The following is a 22,476-nucleotide window of genomic DNA, read 5'->3' on the forward strand; positions in this document are numbered from 1 at the left end:
CCCCATGGACCTGAGCTGGAGCGACGCCGACCGCCGGTTCCGCGATGAGGTGCGGGGGTTCCTGGACGTCGAGCTGACGCCTGACCTGCGCCACGTCGGCAAGACCCTGACCAGCGTCTACGCCGAGCGCCACGTCAGCCTGGCCTGGCAGAAGATCCTCTATCGCAAGGGCTGGGTCGCGCCGGCCTGGCCGAAAGAGTACGGAGGCTGCGCCTGGTCGCTCAGCCAGCGCTACATCTTCGCCAGCGAGCTGGCGGCGGCCCATGCGCCGCCCTTGTCGCCCATGGGCCTGGGCATGTGCGGCCCAGTGCTGATCGGCCACGGCACGCCGGAGCAGAAGGCGCATTTCCTGCCCCGCATGCTGAAGGGTGAAGACTTCTGGTGCCAGGGCTACTCCGAACCCGCGTCCGGATCCGACCTGGCCTCGCTGCAGATGAGCGCGGTGGAGGATGGCGACGACTTCGTCTGCAACGGCCACAAGCTGTGGACGACCCATGCCAACGTCGCCAACTGGATCTTCTGCCTGGTGCGCACCTCGAGAGAGGCGATCCCGCAGCGGGGCATCACCTTCCTGCTCATCGACATGACGACGCCGGGCGTGGAGGTGCAGCCGATCATCTCGCTCTCGGGCGAGCACATCCAGAACCACGTCTTCTTCACCGACGTGCGCGCGCCCAAGGCCAATGTGGTGGGCCGGGTCGGCGAAGGCTGGAGTGTGGCCAAGTACCTGATGCAGTTCGAGCGGGGCGGCGGCGTCAATACCCCGGGCCTGAAGACCCGCCTGCGCAGGATCGAGGCGACGATCGAGGTCGAGACGGCCGGGCGGCCCGACCTGGCCGAGGAGGCCAAGGCGCTCCGCCGCCAGGTCGCCGACGCGGACATCCAGATCGCGGCGCTGGAGGGGATGGAGTTGCGCCTGCTCTCCCGGCTCGCCGCCGGGGACGCGCCGGGCGCGGAGTCCTCGATGCAGAAGACGGTGGGGACCGAGCTCTCCCAGCGCCTCACCGAGATCGCCCTGGCCGCCGCCGGCCTGTTCGCCGCCGTCCACCAGCCGCACATGGTCTCGCCGGGCGGCCCCTCGCCCGGCCACGTCCCGCCAAACGACGGCGCCGGAGTGGGCCCCGACTACGCCTGGCCGGTCGCCGCCAAGTACCTCAACGACCGCGCGGGCTCGATCTACGCCGGCTCGAACGAGATCCAGCGCAACATCATGGCGAAGGCCGTGCTCGGACTATAGGGCCACAAAGCGCGACAATGGAGTTCGGTGACGATGGTCTTCCGTGGCGGATGCTATTGCGGGAAGGTCCGCTACACGGCCGAGGGCGAACCCGCTTTCAGGGCGCAATGCCACTGTCGCGAGTGCCAGTACATAACCGGCGGCGGCCCCAACTACTTCATGATGATGCCGACAGCCGGCTTTCGGTACGATCAGGGTTCGCCGGCGCAGTTCACCCGATCAGACCTGGAGCGGCCGGTCACCCGATCAGACCTGGAGCGGCCGGTCACCCGCGAGTTCTGCTCCTCTTGCGGGACCCACCTCGTCACCCGCCCGCCACGCATGCCCATGCTGGTGCTGAAGATCGGGACTCTCGACGATCCGGCTCAGTACGGCGGCCCGCAGATGGCGATCTACACAATCGACAGGCAGGCGTTTCACTGCATCGCCGAGGGCTTGCCCACCTTCGAACGCCTGCCCCGCTAGTCGCCGGTCCGGCAGGCCGCTCGCCGCACATGCGGACCTTGGCTCAGCCCTCGAAGCAGACATTCCGGCATGGAAGACGACGGGCCCGAGCCTCAGGTGGCCTTCACCGCCTCCCGTCCTTCCATTGCCGGTAGAGCTTCCCCAGCGTCGCAACGATCGCGCCCGCGATGAGAATCCAGCCGCCGACCAGGAGACCTCGGGCGACCACGCCCCCCGCGTTCGGCCCAGTCACCAAGACTCAGCCCAACGGAAACGCCACCCAGCACCATGACCATCGCAGTGCGCGTGAGCGCGGCGTCAGGCTCTTCCCGGCTCACGGCGGCGATCGCCGGGCGGCATGACGCGAGCCCATCATGAGCGCGCCACGACGACGGCCGGCGACGCCTGCCAGCCTCCGCCCAGCGCCCGGGAGAGCGCGACCGTGGCCCGGGCCGCGTCGGCGCGGGCGGTCGTCGCGGCGTCCTGGACCTCGAGCAGGCGCCGCTCCGCGTCGAGCGCCTCGAACAGGCTGGCCGCACCGCCCTCGTAGGCCAATTTGGAGAGGTCGCGGGCCCGACCTAGGGCGGCCTCGCTCGCCTCCAGGTCCTGCGCCTGGCGGCTTCGGCGGCTCAGCAGCGAAAGGCTGTCCTCGACCTCGGCGACGGCCCGAAGCACGGTCCCCCGGTAGTCGGCGACAGCCTCGCGAGTGCGTCCTCGCGCGGCCTCTACACCGCCCCGGGCGGCGCCGAAATCGAACAGCCGTCCGGAGAATCCGGCGCTGCCCGAGGCTTGCAGGGCCTCGCTCGTGAAGAGCCCCGCCCCGCCAGTGGAAAGCAGCCCGACCAGTCCCCCGACATTCACGCGTGGGTAGTAGTCGGCCAGGGCCTGCGCCGTGCGGGCGTCGGCGGCCGCGACCCGACGCTCGGCGGCGATGATGTCGGGACGCCGCCGGAGCAGGTCGGCCGGTCCTTCCGAGACATCCACGCCCAGCGCCGCCGGCAAGTGGCCCCGCCCGAGCTCCGCCTCGGCGCGGCCGGGCGCACGCCCGGCGAGCACGTCGATGCGGTTGAACGTGGCCTCCAATGCGGCTTCGAGCGCGGGGATCCTCGCCCGGGTCGCCGCAAGGTCGGCCTGAACCTGTTCCGCTTCGAGCTGCGCGGCCGCGCCGTTCTGGACGCTCAGGCGGACGAGGCGGTCCAGTTCGGCGAGCGTCCGCGTCCGCGCCGTGGCGATCTCGATCCGGCGCTGCAGTTCGCGGGCGCCGATGTAGGCCGTGGCGACCTCGGCGGCGACGGTGAGGCGTGCGCCGGCGACGCCCGCCGCGGCGGAAGCCTCGTCGGCGCTGGCGGCCCGCCGCGCCGCGGCCAGGCGGCCGAAGAGGTCGACTTCCCAGGACGCCGCGGCGTTGAGGCCGTAAGCCTCGCTGGTCCGGTCGTAGCCCGGGAAGGCCGAGGCGATGCGGGCGATCGGCTCGTTCAGGGACTGTCGCTGCCGGCCTGCCGAGCCGCCGACGACGCCCGTCGGAAGCGCGGCGGACCGAGCCACCCTCGAAGCCGCCGCCGCTTGCTGGAGGCGGGCGCTCGCCGCCTCCACGTCCAGGCTCCCGGCCAGGGACTCCTGGACGAGGCGGTCGAGGATGGGATCGCCGAACGCCGCCCACCAGCGGTCATCGGCCGGCGCGACCGTGCGCGGCGGCGTCAGCGCGGTGGTGTTGCGGTAGGCGGACGGAAGCTCGGTGAGCGGTGGCGCGTAAGGGCTTTGGCTGGCGCAGGCGACGAGCGATAAGGAGCCGGCCAGGACCAGAGGCAAACGCGGGATCATGGCCTGACTCCTTGTCGACAATAATGTGATGAGATAGATCATCTTTCATGGAAAGCAAGCCAGCAGCTGAAGCGACCGGCGCGCGGCGTCCTGGCCGTCCCACCGTCGATCGCCGCGAGGAGATCCTGGACGCGGCCGAGCGGCTCTACGACTCCATCGGCTTCGAGAAGACGACGATCGGAGACGTCGCGCGCGAACTCGGCATGTCGCCGGCGAACCTGTATCGCAGCTTCCCGAACCGGCGCGCGATCGACGAAGCGGTCGCTCGCCGTCAGCTGTCGGCCATCGAGGACGCCGCCTGGGCGGTGGCCCGCAGCAGCGGCGACTCAGCCGAGGTGCTCAAGCAGTTCAGCCTGGTCGTGCTGCGGGAGACGCAGCGTATCCTGCTGCCCGAGCAGCGCATGCGTCCTCTGTGCGCCGTGGCCGGGCGCGAGCGGTGGCCCGTCGTCGAGGCCTACCTCGACAGCCTGAGAGGCGCCCTGCGTCACGTGATCATGGAAGGTCAGCGCTCCGGGGCATTCCGCAAGGCCGACCCTGAGCTCCTGGCCGACACGATAACCGCGGCCCTGACCCGGGTTTGGCATCCCTACATGATCGAGGTGTTCATCCGCGACGACCTGGAGGCCATGAGCGACCGCATTTGCGACCTTCTGGTCGAGGGTCTGCGAAATTAAATAACTGTTCTGCTCATTTTTCATCTTTCCAACCTGCGGCCCTGAACCTAACTCTGCGGTATCGACTTGATCCGCAGGAGCGCTCGATGCGCCTCGTCCGACCCGGCTCCGCCGCGCCCCTGATCTTCCTGATGCTCGCCGCGTGCAGCTCGGGCGCGACAGATGCCCCACCGGCGCCGCTCGTACGCACTCTCGTCGTAGGTCAGGGTGAAGCCGCCCCACTCCGCTACACGGGCGTGGTTCGCGCCCGCATCGAGAGCGATCTCGGGTTCCGCGTCGGCGGAAAGATCGTCGAGCGCCTGGTCGACCCCGGCCAGCGCGTTCGCCGCGGCCAGGCCCTGATGCGCCTGGACGTCACCGACCTCGGGCTGGCCGCGTCCGCAGCCGCCGACCGGTTACGGGCGGCGCAGGCGGAGGCCACACGCGCCGGCGCCGAGGAGGCGCGGCTTCGTCGGCTCGTAGAGGCGGGCGCAGTTTCGCGGTCCGCCTACGAGGTCGCGCTGGCCGCCGCGCAGTCCGCTACGGCCAACCTGTCGGCGGCGCGCGCCGGCGCCGACGAGGCCGCCAACCAGCGCGGATATGCAACCCTCATCGCGGACGCCGACGGCGTGGTGACCGACGTGCTGGCGCAGCCGGGCCAGGTCGTCAGCGCCGGCGCGCCGATCGTGCGCCTTGCCAGGGCGGGAGACCGCGAAGCCGCCGTCGCCGTGCCCGAAACCCAGGTCGCCATGCTGCCGCGGGTCGGCCACGCGCTCCTCTACGGATCGGACAGGCCACTCGCCGCCTGGCTGCGGGAGGTCGCGGGCGCCGCCGATCCGCTGACTCGCACCTACGCGGCGCGCTTCGCCCTGGCCGACGCCGGCCTTCCGCTGGGCGCGACGGTGACGGTCGAGCTTCCCCGGACCGGGGCTTCGCGGCTGTCCGTGCCCCTGTCGTCGCTTCACGACGGCGGCGGCGGTCCCGGCGTCTGGGTCGTCCGATCCGGACGGGTCACCCTGCGCCGGGTCCAGGTCGCGGAGCTCGGCGAGGAGACCGCGTCGATCGCGCCGGGGGCCCTGGCGCCCGGCGAACGGATCGTCGCGCTCGGCGCGCACCTCCTGCGGGAGGGCCAGTCCGTGCGCGTCGCGGCCGGGGCGGCGCCCCGATGAGAGGCCCCAACCTTTCCGCCATCGGCGTGCGCCACCGCTCGGTCACGCTGTTCCTGATCATCGCGATCGTGGCGGCGGGCGCCTTCGCCTTCCTGAAGCTGGGCCGCGCCGAGGACCCGAGCTTCACGCTCAAGGTCCTGACGGTGAACGCATTCTGGCCGGGCGCCACGGCGCAGGAGATGCAGGACCAGGTGGCGGACCGGCTCGAGAAGCGGCTGCAGGAGCTGCGCTACTACGACCGGGTCGAGACGCAGGCCCGCCCCGGCGTGGTCTCCATGACGGTCCTCCTGAAGGACACCACCCCACCGGCCGCCGTCCCGGACGAGTTCTACCAGGCGCGGAAGAAGCTGGCCGACGAGGCGGTCAACCTGCCGCGCGGCGTCATCGGGCCGGTCGTCAACGACGAGTATTCCGACGTCTACTTCTCCCTCTTCGCACTCCAGGCCCGCGGGATGCCCCAGCGCCAGCTCGTCGCCGAGGCCGAAGCCCTGCGCGCGCGGCTGCTGCACGTGCCCGGCGTCAAGAAGGTCAACATCATCGGCGAGCGACGGCAGCGCATCTTCGTCGAGCTGTCCTATCGCCGCCTGGCGACGCTGGGGCTGACGCCCGACCAGCTCATCACCGTGCTTTCCCAGCAGAACCTGCTCACCCCCGCCGGCGAGGTGCAGACCGGCGCCCAGTCGGTGAACATCCGCGTGGACGGCGCCTTCGACGACCTGGACGCGGTGCGCGCCACCGCCATCGCCGCAGGCGGGCGAAGCTTCCGTCTGGGGGACATCGCCGAGGTTCGCCGCGGCTACGAGGACCCGCCCGCCTACCTCGTCCGCCACGACGGCGCCCCGGCGCTGGTCCTCGGCGTCGTCATGCGCGAGCGCTGGAACGGCACCGTGCTGGGCGAGGCCCTGTCGAAAGCCACGAGCGACATCCGCGCCGAGCTGCCGGCCGGCCTGACGCTCACCCAGGTGGCGGACCAGTCCAAGAACATCGAGGAGGCCTACGGCGAGTTCATGTTGAAGTTCGCCGTCGCGCTGGCCGTGGTGATGGTGGTCAGCCTCGTGACGCTGGGCTTCCGCGTCGGCCTCGTCGTGGCCGCTGCGGTGCCGCTGACGCTGGCGGCGGTGTTCGTGATCATGCTGGCCACCGGGCGGGATTTCGACCGCATCACCCTCGGCGCGCTGATCCTTTCCCTCGGCCTGCTCGTCGACGACGCCATCATCGCCATCGAAATGATGGTGGTGAAGATGGAGGAGGGCCTCGACCGCCTGGCCGCCGCCACCTTCGCCTGGGGCGCGACCGCCAGCCCCATGCTCACCGGCACCCTGGTCACGGTGATCGGCTTCCTCCCGGTCGGCTTCGCCCAGTCCAGCGCCGGGGAGTACGCCGGCAACATCTTCTGGATCGTGGCGTTCGCACTGCTGGTGTCGTGGGCGGTCGCCGTCTACTTCACGCCCTATCTCGGCGTGAAGCTGCTGCCCGCGATCAAGCCGGTCCCCGGCGGTCACGACGCGATCTATGCGACGTCACGCTACGCACGCCTGCGGTCCTGGGTCGATCGGTGCGTGGCCCATCGCGGGCGCGTGACGCTCGCCGTCGTGGCGGCCTTCCTCGTGGCGGGAGCGCTGCTGGCGCTGGTCGTGCCGAAGCAGTTCTTCCCCTCCTCCGACCGCCCCGAGGTGCTGGTCGAGGTCTATATGCCCAAGGGCTCCAGCATCGAGGCGACCGAAGCGGTGGTCCGGCGGCTGGAAGCCGACGTGCGGCGGCTGCCGCAGACCCGATTCGTCGACGCCTATGTCGGCGCCGGAGCGCCCCGCTTCTTCCTGTCGCTGAACCCCGAACTGCCCGACCCCTCCTTCGCCAAGCTGGTCGTCCTGACCGCGGGTCACCGCGAGCGTGACGCGCTGCGCGAGGCGCTGAAGGCGGAGATCGCGAACGGCGCCTACCCGGAGGCGCGCGTGCGCGTCACCGGCCTGCTGTTCGGCCCGCCAGTGCCCTACCCGGTCGCCTTCCGGGTCTCGGGGCCGGACGCGAACCGACTTCGCGCGCTGGCGGCGGAGACGGCGCAGATCGTCCGCGCCAACCCTAAGACCCGCGACGTCAATCTCGACTGGGGTGAGCGCGCGCCGGCGGTGAGGCTGCGGTTCGACCAGGAGCGGCTCCGGCTCCTGGGGCTCGATCCCTCGAGCGTCGCCCGCCAGGTCGGGGCTCTGGTCTCAGGCGTCACGGTTTCGCAGATGCGGGTGGGCGACCGCACGGTCGACGTGGTGGTCCGCGCGCCGGACGGCGAGCGCCGCGGGCTTTCCGACCTGACCAACCTCGCGATCACCACCGCTGACGGCCGCTCGGTCCCGCTCGCCGGCGTCGCGCGCCTCGTGCCGGAGTTCGAGGACCCCATCCTGATCCGACGCGACCGCACGCCGACCATCACCGTGCGCGCCGATATCGTACGGGGTGTCCAGCCGCCCGACGTCACCGCGGAGATCGTGCCCAAGCTGCGGGACCTGCAGGCGCGGCTGCCCGCGGGCTATGCGATCACGACCGCGGGGACGGTCGAGGAGTCGGGCAAGGCCAATGCCGCGCTCGCGCCGATCTTCCCGATCATGATCGCCCTGATGCTCACGGTGATCATGTTCCAGACCCGTTCGTTCCGGATGACCGGCCTGGTCTTCGCGACAGCGCCCCTGGGACTGGTCGGGGCCGTGCCGGCCCTGTTGCTGACCGGAAGCTCGTTCGGCTTCAACGCCATCCTCGGACTGATCGGCCTGGCGGGGATCCTGATGCGCAACACGCTGATCCTGGTGGACCAGATCGAGGCGGAGCGCGCACGCGGCCTCGACGACCGCGCGGCCGTGGTGGAGGCGACCGTGCGGCGGGCTCGTCCCGTGCTGCTCACGGCGATGGCCGCCGTCCTCGCCTTCCTGCCGCTCACCCTCTCCAGCTTCTGGGGACCGCTGGCGATCGTACTCATCGGCGGCACGCTGGTCGGAACGGCGCTGACGCTCTTCTTCCTGCCGGCGCTCTACGCCCTGTGGTTCGGCGTCGGACGGCGACCCCAACCCACCGTCAGTGCCCACCTACAACACGGAACCCATCACCATGGATGACGTCATCATCGTCGGCGGCAGCTTTGCCGGTCTCGCCGCCGCGCTGCAGCTCGGCCGCGCCCGCCGCAAGGTCACCGTTCTCGACACCGGACTGCCGCGCAACCGCTTCGCCGGCCGTTCGCATGGCCTGCTGGGCCACGATCACAAGCCGCCGCTGGACATCCTGGCCGAGGCGCGGCGGCAGCTGGCGCGCTATCCCGCCATCAGGCTGGTCAACGCCCGGGCCGACAGCGTCTCCGGCGCCATCGACGAGTTCTCCGTCCTCACGGCCGACGGCCAAAGCCTTGCCGCGCGCCGCCTGATCCTGAGCTATGGCGTCGTCGACCAGATGCCTGATGTTCCGGGGTTTGCCGAAGGCTGGGGCACGTCCATCGTCCCCTGCCCCTATTGCGACGGCTTTGAAGTCGCCGACCAGCATTGGGGCCTCGCCTGGTCCGGCCCGCCGTCGCACAATCAGGTCAGGCTGTTCCACGACTGGACCGACAGGCTGACGGTCTTCGCCGATGGTCACGACATTCCGCCCGATGTCCGGGCCGATCTGGCGCGCCGCAACGTCGCTGTCGTCGATGGCCGGATCACTGGGATTGCCCAACACGGGGGCCATGGCGCCACCGTCAAGCTCGATGCCGGCGGCGATGTCGCGGTGGACATCCTGTTCGCGCATCCGCGCAACAAGCCGTCCGCAAGCCTGCATGAATCGCTAGGCCTCGCCACGGTCGCTACGCCCCTCGGCGTCATCCTCAAGGTCGACGAGCGCCGCGAAACCAGCATGCCCGGCGTCTACGCCGCCGGCGACCTCGCCAACCCCATCACGCCGCCATCGGTCACCCTGGCGTCATCGCATGGCGCGATGGCGGGCATCTTCGCCCAGCAGTCGATGCTGGTTTGAGGGCGATGACCGCCTGACTCCGGCGCGAGGGCCCGCATCGCCCGCGTGAGCCGGCGACAAGGTCCGCTGAGCGCCGGGGTATAGCGGCTATCGGCCGCCGGACGACCTCCGTCGCTAGCGGACCCAGAAGCCGGGCGCTGAGGTTCTGAAACCCGCCGCCCGGTACGCTGCGTCCACAAGCGCCTGGCCGCGTTCATTGAGGCCGACGCCGCCGCCCAGTCGGTTCATCACATAGCCGAACGACATCCGGGCTTCGCCGTCGGCGAAGCCGATACTGCCGCCGTAGCCTGGCGTGCCGAACGCTTGCTCTCCGATGATGACATGGCTGCCCGGTCCGAGCGCGCGAGCGCCCCAGGTCTTCGAGAACCCCAAGGTGAAGGTGGTGGGCAGCCGCAGCACGAGGTCGCACGCCGACGCTGACCTGGCCGTCCGCATCCCCGGCAGCATGCGCTCGCCGATCAGGCGCACCCGTTCGACCGAGCCATCCAGCGAGAGCGGCGCATAGATGCGCGCCAGCGCCCGCGCATTGGTGATCCCGCCGGCCGAGGGATGCTCCATGCCGCGCCGCCGCGCCGAGTTCACCGTGTGCGGTCGCAGATCACCGCCATCGTTGCCGGAGAGCTTCGCGCCGAACCAATCGGGTTCCTCCGCGATCTTCCGGAAGTACGCCGAACTCATGTCTGGCTCGGGCAGCTCTACCTCGGCGACGCGGTGATGCTCCGCCTCCGGAAGGCCGATCCAGGCGTCGGCGTCCAGCGGCTCAGCCACCTCCTCTCGGAAGAAGGCGCCGATGCTCCTGCCGGTGACGCGCCGGACCAGCTCGCCCTCGAGCCAACCGATTGTGATCCCGTGGTAGCCGTGAGCGGTCCCGGGCTCCCAGAGCGGTGCTTCGTCCGCCAGGCGGCGAGCGGCGAGGTCCCAATTGAATAGCGCGTCGTCGGGCAGCGCAGCCTGCCATACCGGAAGCCCTGCCTGATGGGCGAGCACCATCGCCACCGTGGTGGCGGCCTTGCCGGCCTGGCCGAACTCCGGCCAGTAGCGCGCCACCGGGGCGTCGAAGTCGATCTCGCCGCGATCGGCCAGCATGTGCAGGCAGAGGGCGGCCAGGCCCTTGGTCGTCGAGAACACCACCGCGATCGTGTCCTCCTCCCAAGGCCGGCCGCTGGCGTCCGCGAAGCCCCCCCAGAGATCGACGACCAGCTCCCCCTCGTGGCGGATCGCGACCGCGGCGCCGCGCTCGCCGTGCTGGCGGAAGTTTTGTTCGAAAGCCAGGCGCACGCCATCGAAGGCCGGCGCGCAGTGGCCGTGGATATGGACCGGCTGGGCCACGGGACGTCCCCTCAGAAGCTGTAGGATAGGCCGACGGCGAAGTGCCGGGGCGGTGCGTAGTTGACGGCCTTCTCCGCGCCGAGCAGGCCGGAGTAGACGGTCGTGCCCATCTGGTAGGTGCGGTCGAACAGGTTGTTGACGTAGCCATAGACCCGCCACGGGCCTTCCTGCGGCGCCAGCGAGGCCGAGAGGTTTACGACGCCGCCGGGCCCCTGTGAATTGCCGGGCTCGTTGAACTCGTTGAAGTAGATCCGCGAGCGCCAGGCGTACTGGGCCCCCAATGCGACGTCGAAGCCCGCGACCGGCGAGAACTCGTATCGGACGTCGAGGTTGACCGACCACTTGGAGATGTTCGGCAGCTGGTTGCCGGACAGGTCGGTGGGCGGCGCGGGCGCGGGGCCAGGGATCGTGCGGCTGTTGCTGAACTCCTCGAAGGTCCCGTCGAGGTAGCCGACGCCCGCGCCCAGCCGGAGCCCGCGCGCGGGGAGCAGCGCCAGGTCCAGCTCCGCACCCTTGATGGTCGATTTCGGCACGTTGGCCAGGACCGCGATGGTCTGCACGACCTGGGTGATCTGGAGGTCCTCGTAGCGGCTGCTGAAGACCGCGCCGTTCACCTGCAGACGCCGATCGAAGAAGGTCGCCTTCTGGCCCAGCTCCCAGCTACGGACTTCCTCCGACCTCACCGGCGACGTCTGCAGCGCTCCGATGTTGATCGCGCCGTCCTTGTTGGCGGTCGCATAGCTGCCATAGACGAGAATGTCGGGCGTAAGCTGCCCCTCGAGCGCCAGCTTGAACGGCGTATGGGTGTTGTTTAGGCGGCTCCCGAAGCCGGTCACGTTGACCCCGAATTGCGGGATAAACTGGTACTCCCGCGCGGCCTTGGTGGTCTCGCTGTAGCGGACCTGGCCGGATACCGCCCACGTCTCGTTCAGCTCGAAGCGGACGTCCGCATAGACGGCGAAAGACTCGGTCTCGAGCTTGCCGCCGGCGTCGTAGTGGATGGGGAACGCGACGTTCGTGGGCGCACCCGGCGCCAGGTAGGCCAACAGGGACAGCCAGGGCACTTCGATGTTCTGCGACTGGTTGAGCCGCACGTACGACGCGCCGACGATCCACCGCAGCCGGTCTTCTCCCGGCGAGGCGAGATAGGCCTCTGCGTAGTAGTCGTGGCTGCTGGTGTGGGTCGAATAGCGGCAGGCCTCGGCCTCGACCCCGTCGCAGTCGTTCAGGAAGTCCTGCAGGCCGTCGCGATAGTTCAGGGTCGCGGTCAGGGTGTTGCGCCCGACCGGCTGGACGAGCCCCACGTTGACCGTCGCGACCTCCAGCTCCGTGGACCCGACGGTGGCCTTGATGCGGCGGGCCTGATTGGTCGGCCGCTCGCCGAAGAGGGCCTCCGCGGGATAGACGACGCCCGGCACGTTCACCACGGACAGCGCCGGCCCCGCCTCGTCCTCCCGGTACCACGAGGCGAGCAGGTTGAGCCGTCCCTCACCCGGCAGGTCGAGCTCCAGCTGACCCCGCACCGCGTGGCTCTTCAGGTCGTCGAAGCGGTCCGGCGCGCCGGGCTTATCCGCCAGCAGGTTCTTGGTGTACCCGTCGAGATGGCGCAGTTGATAGGACAGCCGCCCCAGAACCGGACCGGATCCCAGTGGCCCCGAGAGATAGCCCTCGCTCTCCAGCCGCCCGAAATCGCCGGCCACCGCATCGACCCGGCCTTCCGGGGCCCGGGTCGGCCGCGCCGAGATGACGTTGATCGCCCCGCCCACGGCGTTCCGCCCATATAGGGCGCCTTGTGGGCCGCGCAGGATCTCGATGCGCTCCACGTCGAACATGCTGGTGTTCATTGAGCGCTGGTCCGAGACGTAGGCGCTGTCCTGATAGAAGGCCACGCCCGGGTCGCCACCGGCATTGATGAAGGTATTGCCGATCCCGCGGATGTAGAGCTGGGACGAATTGCTCGTATTGGTGAAACTGACATTCGGGACGGCAGTCTGGAGATCCTCCAGCCGCTGTTGGCCCCGCTCGCGCTGCACCTCCCCGCTCAGCACCGCGACGGACTGCGGGATGCTCTGAAGCGTCGTCTCGCGCCGGGCGGCGGTGACAACGATCTCCTGGATCTGAATCTCCGAGGCGGTGGGCGGCGGGCTTGTCTGGGCGGCTGCGGTCGACCCCAGCGCGCCCAGGAGCGCCACACCGGACGCCGTCGTCCATAGCTGCAAGTTCATGGTCTCCCCCCTCGTCTGCCGCGCACTGCGTCGCGTGTCTTGCGAGGTTCTCGGAGGGATCGACCGAGGCGTCGAGGACAGGTTCTGGGCGCCTGGGGACAGTTTCTCTGGCGGCCCGGTCCGAAGGGCCGCGACCTTGACGCGACCCGGAAGGCGTTTCACCGTCGCGCCCGTGACGGGGACCATGGGTCCTTGAATTTGCTCCCCAATGGGCGACGCAGATGAGGCGCTTCACGCGATGATGCAGAGCCGCCCCGCCACATACTCCGATCCGGCCGTCATGCCCTTTGGATGGATCGGGCGCACGGCGAGGCTGGCGGCCGAGGCCGGAGTCGACGTGCTGCCCGGCCTGGCCGACGCCGGCGTCGGCGCCGGCGATGGTCCGCTCCAGGACGCCTCACCCGTCGACCCCGCCGAGTACCTCCTCATGTGCGCCCTGGTCATCAACGCCGTGGACGACGAGATGCACGGTGCGGCGCGCACGCGGATGCTGCGCGGCACGGCGAACCTGGTGGTGCAGGCGATGGCAGCCAACCGCACCTTGCAGGGGGCGATCGAAACGGCCGTCAGGTTCTTCGTCATCGCTGGCGCCTACTGCCGCATCGAGCTCAGCGTCAGTGACGGCGAGGCGCATTTGCGGATTCGCTCGGACAGCGGCGACATGCGCTTACAGCAGGTGGTGGAGGAGATGTTCGGGACCTACCTGCACATCCAGCTGTCGCACATGCTGGGCTTCCTGCTGCCGATCACACGGTTCGGCACAACCTCGCCGGATCATCCTCTGCAGGGCCGGCGACATCCATATTTCCTCGCCCCGGTGACCTCTTCGAACGCCACGGCGCTCGTCTTTCCGGCGAAGTACCTCGCCTTCCCCTGCCGCGCGCGGCCCGACATCAACCCGCTGCTGGAGGGCGAGCTGGCCTGGATCTCGCACCATACGGAGCGCCGGGATGGCCGCTTTCATGCCCGTGAGGCGGACACCGCCAGCGCCGAGGTGTTTCGCCGGCTGCTCGTCCGCGACCTGGGCTTCGACGCATGCTGCCGCGAGCTCGCCATCGGCGCCGCCGAGCTCCGACAGCGCCTCGCGAATGAGGGCGCCAGCTTCCGCCTGCTGCGCCGCGCCGCACTGATCGAGCGCGCCGGACCGGCGTTGCGCGCCGGATCCGGCTTGGACGACGTGGCCGACGCCCTAGGCTATTCCGACGGCCGCAGCTTTCGACGGGCCCTGAAGGCGGCGACCGGTCTCGGCATCGCAGACCTGCGACGGATCGACCTGACGTCCACCGGTCCAGCGCCCAGTGTCCTCGCGCGCCTCAAGTTCGAGAAGGAGCGGCAGACGTAGTGGGGCCCCCGAGGCGCAATCTACGCCGGCGACCCCGAAGATCGGCCTCTCGACACAGTCTGCAGGCGAGCGGCTGCGAGTCGTTCACCTCGCAGGTGCGCCGCCACCAGCCAAAGCGATTGGCCGCCTGCGCTTCTTCGCGCTCCCAGCCGCCCCTAACCGCCTCGCGCCCGGGTTCGGGTTGAGTTGGCCGAGGGTCTTGCGGGCGGCGCCCAGGGTGCGGCGGCTGGGCCAGCCCGGCGTGGCGGCGATCTGATCGAGTTTTCGCCGTTGGCGAGGCGCACGAAAATCTCGCCCGAGATTTTCTCGCGGTAGGCGAGGTCATAGCTGGCCATCATCAAAGACCATCATCGGCAACGCCGAAATCGGAGCATTAAGCGAACATCATGATCGTCTCGCGTCCAGACCCATCGCTCCGGGTCGTCCGCCGGCGCGAACCCCAGGCGGCGCGCGAGGCGGATGGAGGCGGTGTTGGCGGGGTCGATGAAGGCCTGGACGGCTGCGCCAGGACGCTCGGCGGCGAGCCAGGCCAGGGCGGCGCGCGCGGCTTCGGCGGCCAGCCCCCTGCCCCAGTGATCCGGGCGCAGATGCCAGGCGAGCTCGCTCACGGGGGCGAGGTGGTTGAAGCCGAGGGCGCCGACGAAGGCGCCGCCATCCGCCTCCAGCAGCGCCCAGCGGAAGCCGTCGCCCTGCACCGCACGCCGGACGAAGAAGTCGAGGATGCGATCGCTGTCGGCGGGCGTGGCGGCGGGAAGCAGGATCGATCGCCGTGCACGTCGTGCGCCGTCCCGGAATAGCGGCAGACCGCCTCCTGCGACCACAGGGCGAACATGCCCGCCGAATGGACCGGCGCCAGCGGCTCCAGGACCAGGCGTTCGGTGCGCAGGGTAGGGATGGTCAGCACGGCCATGCGCAAGCCATAGCGCGGGGGCGGTGGGATCGCCTATGAGGCGGGGATGCAGACCCTCATCACCTGGGCCGGGCGGGCCGCCCTGGTGCTGGTCCTCGGCGTGGCGCTGGCCGGCGCGCTGGATCCGCACCACAACGCGGCGCGCAACGTGCCCACCCCCGACGTCATCGAGCATGTGGCCTATGGCTACCTCCTGACCCTTCTGACCATCGCCTCGTTGCCGCGGGTGAACCCGTGGCTGATCGGCGCCGCCTATCTCGGCGTGGGCGCCGGGTTCGAGGTGACCCAGATCTGGGGCCTGGTGTCGGGCACGTTCCAGTGGCGGGACCTGGTGTCCAATACGGGCGGGGTGGCGGCGGCGCTGGCTCCGTTCGCCTTGGCCCGACGCAAGGGCGGGGGGCGGCGATGAGCGACCCTGGCGGCGCGGAAGAGCTGTACCTGATCCTGGCCACCGCCGCGGCGGGGCCGACCACGCGGTATCCGACCGGCGAGCGACGCCGGATTCTGGTGTTCGCCCGAGCCGCCTCGCACGACCAGGCGCTGGCGGTGGCGACGGCCGGGCTGGCCGAACAGGGCTGGGGCGAGCCGGGGTTCGAAAAGGCGGGCATCGTCGAGTTGGGCCCGCACCTGTCGGCGGAGGACCGCGCGCCGGCCGAGCACGCCCTGGCCCACGGCTGCGCGATCCGGGTCTATCCGCGTCCGGGCGACGCGGCCTGAGAATCCCGATCCGCTTGCGCGCGGCCTCGGGTTCCCGCAATCAGTCGGGGGCGTGTTGCGAGAGGGAAGCTAGGCCATGCGGACCATGACCGACAGGCGGCGGCCGAGGATCGCGCTGGGCGCGGCCGGCGCCTTGCTGCTGCTAGCAGCGTGCTCGGGCGAGACGACGCCCCCTGCCAAGGCCGCGCCCGAGGCGGCGTCGGCGCCCGTGGCGGTGGCGCCAACCGCCGCCACGCCCATCGCGCCCGTGCGTCCGGAGGGCGCCGACGCCATCGACGCCGCCCTCGCCGCGGTCCAGGCTTTCAACGCCAAGGCCCTGACCGACCTGGCCGCCATCGAGCGGGCGGAAAGGCGCATCCGCGACCTGGCCGGCCGGGCGCTGGAGGCGGCGCGGCGCGGCGACGCGGGCCGGGTGACAGCGGCGCGCAACGATGCGGAGGCGACGCACCGCGGCCTGGCCGACAGCCTCGCGGCCTTCCGCACGGCGGCGGCCGAGCAGCAGGCGGCGGTGACGGCGGCCCTGGCGCTGTGCGGGCCCGCCGCCCCGGCGCCCGGCGCGACCGCCGGCCCCGTGACACCGCCGCCGCCGCCCGTGAAGACGCCGCTGCCCGGCGCCCCGGTCACCGGGCCCGCTGGGCCCGCCCTGACCGACCCGACGGCGTATCAGGGATGCGTGGCGCTCACCACGGAACAGGCCCTGCTGGTGCAGAACATCGAGGCCGTGGGCGCCCGCTACCAGGCCGCCGAGGCGTCCTATCGGCAGGATCGGCCCAGGCTGGAGGAGGCGGCGGCGACGGTGGCGCTGGGCAAGCTCGGATCCTTGTAAATCGCCCGGGCGACCCCAAATAGGTTCCGATCGCGCTGGCGTCCGTTCCCCCTCGGACAGCGAGCGACGGGTGTGCGGCCCTGGCGCCTTAGATGGCCGCCGGGGCCGCCTTCGTTCCGGCCTCCGATTCAACCACGGGCTTGAGAGCCTCGGCGTCTGGCCCGAAGGTGGTCCGGTACGACCCTGGGCGGGAGGCGGAACACCATGGCGGCAGGCCAGGCGATCACACTCAGGATCACCCTCGAAGACCCGGTCCCGGGGGTCACCTACAGCCTGCAGAACGGCAAGAGCGCGCCGGTGGGCCCGATGGTCGCGACGGACGCGCCGCTCTCGTTCGATGTGCCGGTGAGACTCGCGCCCGGCCCGAAGTTCCTGGGAGAGTTCGTTCGCCGGGAAGGGCCGGCGCGCCGCTTCGTCTATATCGCCATCGGGGGTCAAGCCGGCGATCACGCCTCGCCCTGGAGCCGGCGCATCAAACTCGACATCCACGATCTGCCCGGAGCTCTTCTGGAGAAGGCTCTCGCGGGAGACATCCTAGAAGGCCGCTTGCCGGGGCGCGCCAAGGACGGCGGGCCATCCTGCGGGACCTTGAAGCCTGTCGGCGGGTGGCGCGTCGTGGCCTAGAGCTTTTCCGCCGCGGACGGGGCTGAGGGCGTGGGAGCTTACAGGTGAGGCCCGGGCCGACCGCGTTTGGCCCGATACCCCCTCCCACGCCCTCGGCGCCGGCCGCGGCTAGATGTGTTTCGCGCGCGCCAGGGGCTGGTCTGAAACCGCGGGGGCGGAGATCGACGCCTGCCAATCGTCGGCGACCAGGGCGGGCGGGGCCAGCATCCGGCCAAGCGCCAGATAGCTCGCGAAGCCCACGAAGAAGGCGACGCAGGCCAGGACGAAGTAGGGCTTGAGCACGTCGTTCATCAGGCTGACCGCAGGCTCCCTATGGCCGGTTGCCTCAGGTTGAACGGGCGCCCACGGGGACGGTTGCGGCGCCGCTCGCCATTGTTTTCGCGAGGCTCGCCGCGCGAACCCGGGTGTTGCGATCGCATCGCCGACGTTGAGCGTCACGGGCTCCATCCTTCGTCTGCCGCGGTCAGCTTGACCGTAAGGTTCCTGCCTGCAGGTACGGCGCCAGGAGGCCTCCGGTTTCACGCCGGCGCATTGACGCGGCGCAAGCGGCCCGCGCCCGGCGAAGCTTTTTCGAAGTTGCGAACGATTCTCATTGCGCCGCGCCACCCCGGGACTTAAGAACGCCTCGCATTCTTAGTCGCAGTACGCCGAGGGGCGCGGGGGATATGGTGAGAGTTGGAGGCGGCATCGCCGCGCGGAAGAAGCTGGCGATGACCTGCGCGATCGCAGGGCTGGCGGGTCTGTCGTTGGGCGGGGCGGCGCAGGCGGTGGAGGCCGACGGTGCGGCGATGGCCACGGCCGACGCGGACTCGGCGGGCACGGTCTCGGGCATCGAGGTCGAAGGCAAGCTCACCAAGCAGAACAATCCCAAGGTGACCGCCAAGCCGCTGGACAACCCGCAGACGGTGACCGTGGTCCCCCGCGGCGTGATCGAGGCCCAGAACCTGCTGTCGCTGCGCGACATCCTGTCGACCGTGCCCGGCATCACCTTCGGCGCCGGCGAGGGCGGCGGCGGCTTCGGCGATTCCATCAACCTGCGCGGCTACTCGGCCAACAACGACATCACGGTCGACAACGTCCGCGACAGTGCGCAGTACACCCGCTCCGACCCCTTCAACCTCGAGCAGATCGAGGTCACCAACGGCGCCAACTCGGTCTACTCCGGCGCGGGCTCGGTGGGCGGCACCATCAACATCGTGTCCAAGCGCCCCACGGGCCGGAACGCGACCGTCGTCAGCGGCGGCGTCGGGACGGAGAACTACTGGCGCGGCACGGTCGACGCCAACCACACCCTCGGCGACAACGTGGCGGTGCGCCTGAACGCCATGGTCCACCGGAACGACGCCCCGGGCCGGGACGTGGAAGAGTTCAAGCGGTGGGGCGTCGCGCCGTCGATCACCATCGGCCTGAACGGTCCGACCCAGTTCACGGCCATGTACTTCCACCAGGAAGACCGGAACCTGCCGACCTATGGCGTGCCGTTCTACAACGGGCGGGCCGTGCCGGGCGTCGATCCGGAAAACTATTACGGCTATTCCAACATCGATAAGCAGGACTCCGACGTCGACATCCTGACCGGCATCATCGACCACGACTTCGGCAATGGGCTGAAGCTGCGGAACCTGTCGCGCTATCAGAAGGTGACCCAGCTGACGGTGGTGGATCCGCCGCAGGGGACCTACTGCCTGGCCAACGGCCAGAAGCCGGTGGCCTGGAGCCAGTCGACCACGGCCACCAACATCACCGGCTACACCGCCTGCCTTCCCACCGATCCGGCGCCGGGCTTCTACGCGCCCAGCGGGCCGCGCGGGAACCTGCGCGATACCGAGAACACGCTGCTGTACAACCAGACCGACCTGACCTGGGACGGCGAACTTGGCGGCATGCGCCACACGCTGGTGTTCGGCGCCGCGTTCCTGGACGAGGACTTCCATCTCGACACGGGCAACGTCCTGCGCACCGCCACCGGCGCGACCGTGGCCCTGCCGCCGATGAACATCGCCAATCCGAACAACATCTACACGGGCCCGATCAACTTCATCCAGGCCAGCGCCCAGGACGGCGACCGCAAGAACCAGGCCGTCTATCTGTTCGACAACATCGTCATCAACGAGCAGTGGTCGATCAACGGCGGCGTCCGGTGGGAGCACAACGAGGGCTCCAACTCCACCGACACCTATTCGACGGTGGTGGGGCCGACACTGGGGACCGTCACGCCGGGCCGCAGCTTCAAGGTCGACGACAACCTGTTCACCTACCGGATCGGGGTGGTCTACAAGCCGATCCCCAACGCCAGCCTCTATGTCTCGTACGCCAACTCCGAGACCCCCAGCCAGGCGACGGTCAACGGCCAGGGCGCCTGCAACGATGCGACCTGCACGGTGGATCCGGAGAAATCCGAGAACATCGAGATCGGTGGCAAGTGGGACATCCAGGGCCGGCTGTCGCTGACCGCGGCGATCTTCCGCAACGAGCGCACGAACTACAAGGTCGCGTCGAACGAGCCTGGAATCGCCGATCAACAACTGGACGGCAGCGCCCGGGTGCAGGGCGTGACGCTAGGCGCCTCCGGCCGGATCACCGACGCCTGGTCGGTCTTCGCCAACTACACCTACCTGAAGTCCAAGGTGCTCCAGGGCGTGAGCGATTTCAGCGCCGGCCAGGGGCTGGACTTCACCCGGGGCGACGATCTGGTTCAGGTGCCGGACCACGCGTTCAGCCTGTTCACCACCTACGATCTGCCGCACGACGTCCAGGTCGGCTACGGCGTGACGTATCAGGGCGAGTACTACCTCACCCAGCACGGCCTCGTGGCCGGCTCCACGAACACCCGCACGACGATCCCGCGGGTGAAGGCCCAGGACTATTTTGTCCATCGCGCCACGGTGGCCTGGTCGCCGACCGAGGCGCTAGAGCTGCGCCTCAACGTCAACAACCTGTTCGACAAGGAGTACTACACGCGGGTCCGCAACAACGGCTGGGCCATGCCGGGCGATCGCCGCAACGCGACGCTCACCGCCAACTACCGGTTCTGACTCCCCCCACAGGACCGGCAGGCGCCGCCCGGCTTCGGCTGGCCGGCGCGTAGAGCGCCCCGCCTCTGCTGCTCGCAGGCGGGGCGCCATTCGTTCTAGGGTGTCCGCATGATGCTGCATGTTCCGGGCGTGCTGTCGCCCGACGAGGTGCGCGAGCTGCGCGCCGTCATCGACGCCGCCGCCTGGGAAGACGGCAACGCCACGTCCGGCAAGCAGTCGGCGCTGGCCAAGGCGAACCGACAGCTGCCCGAGGTCTCGGACACGGCGCGACAGGCCGGCGCCAAGGTGCGCGAGGCCGTCACCCGCAGCCCGCTGTTCATGGCCGCCGCCCTGCCCCACACGGTCTATCCGCCGCTGTTCAACCGCTATGGGCCCGGCCAGACTTTCGGCGACCACGTGGACAATGCCATGCGCTTCCAGCGCGACCAGGGCATCCGCGTGCGCACGGACCTGTCGGCGACCCTCTTCCTGGCGGCGCCCGACGACTACGACGGTGGCGAACTGGTGGTGGAGGACACCTACGGCGCGCACGAGGTGAAGCTGCCGGCGGGGGACCTGATCCTCTATCCGGCCTCCAGCCTGCACCGGGTCATGCCCGTCACCCGAGGCGAGCGGGTGGCGAGCTTCTTCTGGATCCAGAGCCTGGTCCGCGACGACGCGAAACGGACCCTGCTGTTCGACCTGGACGTGGCCATCCAGACCCTGGCCCAGGACGCCGGCCTGGGGGCGCCCGCCATCGTCTCCCTGACCGGGACCTACCAGAATCTGCTGCGGATGTGGGCCGAGCTCTAGGGGAAGGTGCGGCCGCGAAACGCGAAGGCGCCTACCCGGCCGCGGGAAAAGCCGTTATCCCGCCCCCGACCTAACGCCACGGAGACCTCCCATGCCGCTCGACTCTGGCGCGCCCCAGAAGACCTACCGCTGGGATGACCCGCTCGACCTGTCCTCGCGCCTGTCGGAAGAGGAGCGGATGGTCTGGGAGGCCGCCCGCCAGTACGCCCGCGAGAAGCTCTTGCCCCGGGTGGTCTCGGCCTATGCCGAGGAGCGGTTCGACCGCGAGATCATGACCGAAATGGGCGAGCTGGGCTTCCTAGGCCCGACGCTGCCCGAGGAGTACGGCTGCGCCGGCGTGAACCACGTGGCCTATGGCCTGATCGCCCGCGAGATCGAGGCGATCGATAGCGGCTACCGCTCGGCCATGAGCGTGCAGAGCTCGCTGGTCATGTACCCGATCTACGCGTTCGGCTCGGAAGAGCAGAAGCGCAAATACCTGCCCGGCATGGCCGCCGGCCGCATCATCGGCTGCTTCGGCCTGACCGAGCCGGACGGCGGCTCGGACCCGGCCTCGATGCGCACCGTGGCGAAGAAGGTCTCGGACGGCTACGTGCTGAACGGGGCCAAGATGTGGATCACGAACAGCCCGGTCAGCGACGTGGCCCTGGTCTGGGCCAAGCTGGACGGCAAGATCCGCGGCTTCCTGGTGGAACGCGGGACCAAGGGCTTCGAGACGCCCCAGATCAAGAACAAGCTGTCCCTGCGCGCTTCGGTCACGGGCGAGATCTCGCTCAGCGACGTGCACGTGCCGGAAGACGCCATGCTGCCGGGCGTGGAAGGGCTGCGCGGGCCGTTCTCGTGCCTGAACAAGGCCCGCTACGGCATCGCCTGGGGGGCCATGGGGGCGGCGGAGTTCTGCCTGCACGCCAGCCGCGACTATGTGTCCAGCCGCAGCCTGTTCGGCCGCACCCTGGCCTCGCGCCAGCTGGTGCAGAAGAAGCTGGCCGACATGTCCACCGAGATCGCCCTCGGCTTCGAAGGGGCCCTGGCGCTGGGCCGGCTGATCGACGAGGGCGCGTGGGTGCCGGAAGCCATCTCGATGCTGAAGCGCAACAACTGCGGCAAGGCGCTGGATATCGCCCGCGTCGCGCGCGACATGCACGGCGGCAACGGCATCTCGGGTGAGTACCACGTGATGCGGCACGCCTCGAACCTGGAGACGGTGAACACCTACGAGGGCGCCCACGATGTGCACGCGCTCATCCTGGGTCGGGCCATCACAGGCGAGAGCGCGTTCTAAGTTCCTGACTTATCAGCGATAACGTCGACTACGCGACAAAACGTCGATTTTTGGCACAACGTTAAATTTACACTCCCGGC

19 protein-coding genes are annotated in these 22,476 nt (G+C 69.9%); 14 read left to right on the forward strand and 5 right to left on the reverse strand.

Going from position 1 to position 22,476, the window contains the following annotated elements:
- Positions 1–4: 4 nt before the first annotated feature.
- Together AX721_RS13190 and AX721_RS13195 are read left to right on the forward strand one after the other, a co-directional pair.
- A complete protein-coding gene (locus AX721_RS13190; RefSeq protein WP_068876456.1) occupies positions 5–1,237 on the forward strand; it encodes an acyl-CoA dehydrogenase family protein in 1,233 nt (410 codons plus the stop codon).
- Between the two features lie 33 nt (positions 1,238–1,270).
- The gene (locus tag AX721_RS13195) at positions 1,271–1,702 is read left to right on the forward strand and encodes a GFA family protein (RefSeq protein ID WP_068876457.1); all 432 of its coding nucleotides are present in this window, start codon (positions 1,271–1,273) and stop codon (positions 1,700–1,702) included.
- A gap of 351 nt (positions 1,703–2,053) precedes the next feature.
- On the opposite strand, the gene AX721_RS13200 is transcribed toward AX721_RS13195, so the two are convergent.
- On the reverse strand, positions 2,054–3,502 hold the full coding sequence (locus AX721_RS13200; protein WP_068876458.1) for an efflux transporter outer membrane subunit: 1,449 nt from the start codon (positions 3,500–3,502) through the stop codon (positions 2,054–2,056).
- A 47-nt stretch (positions 3,503–3,549) separates the two neighbouring features.
- Here AX721_RS13200 and AX721_RS13205 point away from each other — a divergent pair, with 47 nt between their 5' ends.
- The 4 genes from AX721_RS13205 to AX721_RS13220 all read left to right on the forward strand — a co-directional run bounded on the left by AX721_RS13205 (position 3,550) and on the right by AX721_RS13220 (position 9,314).
- The gene (locus tag AX721_RS13205; protein ID WP_068876459.1) at positions 3,550–4,176 is read left to right on the forward strand and encodes a TetR/AcrR family transcriptional regulator; all 627 of its coding nucleotides are present in this window, start codon (positions 3,550–3,552) and stop codon (positions 4,174–4,176) included.
- Between the two features lie 86 nt (positions 4,177–4,262).
- Positions 4,263–5,324, forward strand: a complete 1,062-nt coding sequence (locus tag AX721_RS13210; protein ID WP_068876460.1) for an efflux RND transporter periplasmic adaptor subunit — start codon at positions 4,263–4,265, stop codon at positions 5,322–5,324.
- Positions 5,321–8,425, forward strand: a complete 3,105-nt coding sequence (locus tag AX721_RS13215; RefSeq protein ID WP_068876461.1) for an efflux RND transporter permease subunit — start codon at positions 5,321–5,323, stop codon at positions 8,423–8,425. Before AX721_RS13210 ends, AX721_RS13215 begins: the two co-directional genes overlap by 4 nt.
- Entirely contained in the window at positions 8,418–9,314 is an 897-nt protein-coding gene (locus AX721_RS13220) for an NAD(P)/FAD-dependent oxidoreductase (protein ID WP_068876462.1), read from the forward strand. The genes AX721_RS13215 and AX721_RS13220 overlap by 8 nt, the downstream gene beginning before the upstream one ends.
- Positions 9,315–9,428: 114 nt before the next feature.
- On the opposite strand, the gene AX721_RS13225 is transcribed toward AX721_RS13220, so the two are convergent.
- Both AX721_RS13225 and AX721_RS13230 read right to left on the reverse strand, forming a co-directional pair.
- Positions 9,429–10,643 (reverse strand): serine hydrolase domain-containing protein, encoded by a 1,215-nt coding sequence (locus tag AX721_RS13225; RefSeq protein WP_068876463.1) that lies wholly within the window; start codon positions 10,641–10,643, stop codon positions 9,429–9,431.
- An 11-nt stretch (positions 10,644–10,654) separates the two neighbouring features.
- Positions 10,655–12,868, reverse strand: a complete 2,214-nt coding sequence (locus tag AX721_RS13230) for a TonB-dependent receptor (RefSeq protein WP_068876464.1) — start codon at positions 12,866–12,868, stop codon at positions 10,655–10,657.
- 208 nt (positions 12,869–13,076) lie between these two features.
- Between AX721_RS13230 and AX721_RS13235 the strand changes: the two genes are divergently transcribed.
- Positions 13,077–14,210, forward strand: coding sequence for an AraC family transcriptional regulator (locus AX721_RS13235; protein ID WP_068876465.1), 1,134 nt, complete (start codon positions 13,077–13,079; stop codon positions 14,208–14,210).
- A gap of 347 nt (positions 14,211–14,557) precedes the next feature.
- Here AX721_RS13235 and AX721_RS27925 read toward each other — a convergent pair whose 3' ends face one another.
- Entirely contained in the window at positions 14,558–15,031 is a 474-nt protein-coding gene (locus AX721_RS27925; protein ID WP_068876466.1) for a GNAT family N-acetyltransferase, read from the reverse strand.
- Between the two features lie 135 nt (positions 15,032–15,166).
- Here AX721_RS27925 and AX721_RS26880 point away from each other — a divergent pair, with 135 nt between their 5' ends.
- The 4 genes from AX721_RS26880 to AX721_RS13260 all read left to right on the forward strand — a co-directional run bounded on the left by AX721_RS26880 (position 15,167) and on the right by AX721_RS13260 (position 17,287).
- The gene (locus AX721_RS26880; RefSeq protein WP_068876467.1) at positions 15,167–15,529 is read left to right on the forward strand and encodes a hypothetical protein; all 363 of its coding nucleotides are present in this window, start codon (positions 15,167–15,169) and stop codon (positions 15,527–15,529) included.
- Entirely contained in the window at positions 15,526–15,837 is a 312-nt protein-coding gene (locus tag AX721_RS13250) for a hypothetical protein (RefSeq protein ID WP_068876468.1), read from the forward strand. Before AX721_RS26880 ends, AX721_RS13250 begins: the two co-directional genes overlap by 4 nt.
- Positions 15,838–15,913: 76 nt before the next feature.
- The gene (locus tag AX721_RS13255) at positions 15,914–16,663 is read left to right on the forward strand and encodes a hypothetical protein (RefSeq protein WP_068876469.1); all 750 of its coding nucleotides are present in this window, start codon (positions 15,914–15,916) and stop codon (positions 16,661–16,663) included.
- A 204-nt stretch (positions 16,664–16,867) separates the two neighbouring features.
- Positions 16,868–17,287, forward strand: a complete 420-nt coding sequence (locus AX721_RS13260; RefSeq protein ID WP_068876470.1) for a DUF5990 family protein — start codon at positions 16,868–16,870, stop codon at positions 17,285–17,287.
- A 108-nt stretch (positions 17,288–17,395) separates the two neighbouring features.
- On the opposite strand, the gene AX721_RS13265 is transcribed toward AX721_RS13260, so the two are convergent.
- Positions 17,396–17,578: a hypothetical protein gene (locus AX721_RS13265; protein WP_068876471.1), complete on the reverse strand. Its 183-nt coding sequence runs from the start codon at positions 17,576–17,578 to the stop codon at positions 17,396–17,398.
- Between the two features lie 374 nt (positions 17,579–17,952).
- On the opposite strand from AX721_RS13265, the gene AX721_RS13270 reads away from it, so the two are divergent.
- The 3 genes from AX721_RS13270 to AX721_RS13280 all read left to right on the forward strand — a co-directional run bounded on the left by AX721_RS13270 (position 17,953) and on the right by AX721_RS13280 (position 22,396).
- Positions 17,953–20,322, forward strand: coding sequence for a TonB-dependent siderophore receptor (locus AX721_RS13270; RefSeq protein ID WP_156467162.1), 2,370 nt, complete (start codon positions 17,953–17,955; stop codon positions 20,320–20,322).
- A gap of 108 nt (positions 20,323–20,430) precedes the next feature.
- Entirely contained in the window at positions 20,431–21,114 is a 684-nt protein-coding gene (locus tag AX721_RS13275) for a Fe2+-dependent dioxygenase (protein ID WP_068876473.1), read from the forward strand.
- A 91-nt stretch (positions 21,115–21,205) separates the two neighbouring features.
- Positions 21,206–22,396: an acyl-CoA dehydrogenase gene (locus AX721_RS13280; RefSeq protein WP_068876474.1), complete on the forward strand. Its 1,191-nt coding sequence runs from the start codon at positions 21,206–21,208 to the stop codon at positions 22,394–22,396.
- Positions 22,397–22,476: the final 80 nt, after the last annotated feature.

The organism is Phenylobacterium sp. CCH9-H3, from assembly GCF_001557235.1.
In the GTDB taxonomy this organism is placed as follows: Bacteria; Pseudomonadota; Alphaproteobacteria; order Caulobacterales; family Caulobacteraceae; genus Phenylobacterium.

Bases quoted from the DNA above. Each gene is read 5' to 3' on its own strand.
- AX721_RS13190 (WP_068876456.1), top strand. From the start codon at position 5: ATGGACCTGAGCTGGAGCGACGCCGACCGCCGGTTCCGCGATGAGGTG.
- AX721_RS13195 (WP_068876457.1), top strand. From the start codon at position 1,271: ATGGTCTTCCGTGGCGGATGCTATTGCGGGAAGGTCCGCTACACGGCC.
- AX721_RS13200 (WP_068876458.1), bottom strand. From the start codon at position 3,502: ATGATCCCGCGTTTGCCTCTGGTCCTGGCCGGCTCCTTATCGCTCGTC.
- AX721_RS13205 (WP_068876459.1), top strand. From the start codon at position 3,550: ATGGAAAGCAAGCCAGCAGCTGAAGCGACCGGCGCGCGGCGTCCTGGC.
- AX721_RS13210 (WP_068876460.1), top strand. From the start codon at position 4,263: ATGCGCCTCGTCCGACCCGGCTCCGCCGCGCCCCTGATCTTCCTGATG.
- AX721_RS13215 (WP_068876461.1), top strand. From the start codon at position 5,321: ATGAGAGGCCCCAACCTTTCCGCCATCGGCGTGCGCCACCGCTCGGTC.
- AX721_RS13220 (WP_068876462.1), top strand. From the start codon at position 8,418: ATGGATGACGTCATCATCGTCGGCGGCAGCTTTGCCGGTCTCGCCGCC.
- AX721_RS13230 (WP_068876464.1), bottom strand. From the start codon at position 12,868: ATGAACTTGCAGCTATGGACGACGGCGTCCGGTGTGGCGCTCCTGGGC.
- AX721_RS13235 (WP_068876465.1), top strand. From the start codon at position 13,077: ATGGGCGACGCAGATGAGGCGCTTCACGCGATGATGCAGAGCCGCCCC.
- AX721_RS26880 (WP_068876467.1), top strand. From the start codon at position 15,167: ATGCAGACCCTCATCACCTGGGCCGGGCGGGCCGCCCTGGTGCTGGTC.
- AX721_RS13250 (WP_068876468.1), top strand. From the start codon at position 15,526: ATGAGCGACCCTGGCGGCGCGGAAGAGCTGTACCTGATCCTGGCCACC.
- AX721_RS13255 (WP_068876469.1), top strand. From the start codon at position 15,914: ATGCGGACCATGACCGACAGGCGGCGGCCGAGGATCGCGCTGGGCGCG.
- AX721_RS13260 (WP_068876470.1), top strand. From the start codon at position 16,868: ATGGCGGCAGGCCAGGCGATCACACTCAGGATCACCCTCGAAGACCCG.
- AX721_RS13265 (WP_068876471.1), bottom strand. From the start codon at position 17,578: ATGAACGACGTGCTCAAGCCCTACTTCGTCCTGGCCTGCGTCGCCTTC.
- AX721_RS13270 (WP_156467162.1), top strand. From the start codon at position 17,953: ATGGTGAGAGTTGGAGGCGGCATCGCCGCGCGGAAGAAGCTGGCGATG.
- AX721_RS13275 (WP_068876473.1), top strand. From the start codon at position 20,431: ATGATGCTGCATGTTCCGGGCGTGCTGTCGCCCGACGAGGTGCGCGAG.
- AX721_RS13280 (WP_068876474.1), top strand. From the start codon at position 21,206: ATGCCGCTCGACTCTGGCGCGCCCCAGAAGACCTACCGCTGGGATGAC.